We start from the raw sequence: 2,407 nt of genomic DNA on the forward strand, positions 1-2,407 counted from the left end.
TCGCGGATCGAGTCCATGAGCTGGCCTTCGATCGAGCTGTCGAGGAAGTTCATGATGTCTGCCGCACGCTTGATGCCACCCAGGGTGGTGCGCGAGGCATTCGAGTTGCCGGAGAACTGCTTCTCGAGAATCTGGTTGAGCTCTTTCAATGCCGCTGGCTGCACGGTGTTCAACGACGAGACGCGCAGGATGATGTCCAGGCGCACCTTGTGGTCAAAGTTGCCGAGCACTTCACCGGCCTGATCCGGGTCGAGGTAGGCAACCACGATGGCCTGGATCTGCGGGTGTTCGTAACGGATCACGTCGGCAACGGCGCGCGGCTCCATCCATTTCAGGCTGTCGAGGCCGCTGGTGTTGCCACCGAGCAGGATGCGGTCGATCAGGCCGTTGGCCTTGTCTTCACCCAGGGCCTGGGTGAGCATCTTGCGCACGTAGTCATCGGAACCGACGCCCAGGCTGGTCTGGTCGCCGACGATGTCGACGAACTCGCTCATGACCTGTTCGACCTGCTCGCGATGGACGTTGCCCATCTGCGCCATCGCCACACCTACACGCTGAACCTCTTTCGGGCCCATATGGCGCAGCACTTGCGCAGCATCGGTCGACCCCAGGGACAGCAGCAGAATTGCGGCTTTATCAACCCGGGTCAGTTTGGCGACGGCGGCTCGGTTATCACTCATCTGCGTTAATCCACTCTTTCACGACCTGAGCCACACGACCCGGGTCTTCTGCCACCAGACTCTTGATTGCATTCAACTGCGCGTCATAACCCTCGCTCGGGCTCGGCAACAGAATGCTCTGCGGACCACCGAGGCTCACGCGGTCGTTGGAAAGTTCGCCGTCCAGGCCGCCCATGCCACCGAGTTCCACGTCGCTGCCCAGACCGGCCAGCTCCTTGCCTTTGCCACCGCCGGTGATGTTGTTGAGCACCGGACGCAGCACACCAAACACCAGCACCAGGATGAACAACACACCCAGCACCTGTTTGACGATGTCCCAGAACCATGGCTGGGAGTAGAACGGAATATCGGCAATCACTTCACCGCGCTCGGCGGAGAACGGCATGTTGATCACGCTGACGCTGTCGCCACGGCTGGCGTCGAAACCGACGGCGTCCTGCACCAAACGAGTGAAGCGCGCCAATTCGTCGGCGGTCCACGGCGCGCGGGTGGTTTCACCATTAGCCGCGTTGACCTTGACCTGATCATCGACCACCACCGACACCGACAGACGATTCAGGCGACCCTGCTGCTGCTTGGTGTGGCTGATGGAACGATCGAGTTCGAAGTTCTTGGTGGATTGTTGACGCTTGTCGGCCGGGTACGGCGCGAGCATCGGCTGACCGGTGGCCGGGTCCATGATCTGCTGACCGTTGGCGTCAACCAACGGCTGACCTGGCTGGATCATGCCGGCGGCGGCTTGAGCACCACCGGTGGTTTGCGGTGCCGAGGCTGGCGATGGCGGCTGGTTGCTCAGGGCACCCGGCACACCTTGCGGGCCGTTGCTGGCGGTACGTTGTTCGTTGACCGACTGCTCGCTGCGCAACGCCGGTTGATCCGGGTTGAACTGCTCGGCAGTCGATTCGACGGCACTGAAATCGACATCGGCCGAGACTTCAGCCTTGTAGCGATCATTACCCAGTACCGGTTGCAGAATATTGTGCACACGCTGAGTGAGCATGCTTTCCATGCGGCGGCTGTAATCGAACTGCTTGCCGGCCATGGTCATTTCAGAGTTTTCCGCCTGATCAGAGAGCAGGTTGCCCTTCTGGTCGACGACGGTGATCTGCGATTTGCTCAGCTCAGGAACGGAAGTCGCCACCAGGTTAATGATGGCAACCACTTGACCCGGCTCCAGCGAACGTCCGGAGTACAACTCGACCAGCACCGAAGCGCTTGGCTTGCGTTCATCGCGCACGAACACCGAGCTCTTCGGAATCGCCAGATGCACGCGGGCACCCTTGACGTTGTTCAGGCTGGAAATGGTGCGCGCCAGTTCACCTTCAAGGCCGCGACGATAACGGGTCGCTTCCATGAACTGGCTGGTGCCCAGACCTTGTTCCTTGTCGAGGATTTCAAAACCGATGTTACCGTCGCTGGGAGTGACACCAGCGGCCGCGAGCTTGAGGCGCGCACGGGACAGGTCATCGGCCTTGACCAGCAAGGCGCCGGAGTTCGGTTCAACGGTGTAAGGAATGTCGGCGGAGGCCAGGGTATCCATGACCTGCTTGGCGTCCATGCCGGCCAGGCTGCCGTACAACGGACGGTAATCCGGCTGCTGCGACCACAGCACCACGGCAAAGCCAATCGCCACGCTCGCAGCCAGGCCGACCAACAGGCCCACCTGACGCAGCACGGTCATCTCGGAGAGGTTTTCCAGGAAGGACAGGCCGAACAGCGGCGGTTTG

1 protein-coding gene and 1 pseudogene are annotated in these 2,407 nt (G+C 61.1%); both read right to left on the reverse strand.

The genetic code is table 11. The annotated features are described in order from the left end of the window. A pseudogene (locus ACIOVB_RS25185) lies at positions 1-680 on the reverse strand (flagellar motor switch protein FliG); the annotation flags it as partial. Continuing rightward, on the reverse strand, positions 673-2,407 hold a 1,735-nt coding region (gene fliF, locus ACIOVB_RS25190; protein ID WP_401272006.1), incomplete at its 5' end, for a flagellar basal-body MS-ring/collar protein FliF. The gene fliF and the pseudogene ACIOVB_RS25185, both read right to left, overlap by 8 nt.

It is taken from the genome of Pseudomonas sp. NPDC087639 (assembly GCF_044743385.1).
Lineage (GTDB): Bacteria > Pseudomonadota > Gammaproteobacteria > Pseudomonadales > Pseudomonadaceae > Aquipseudomonas.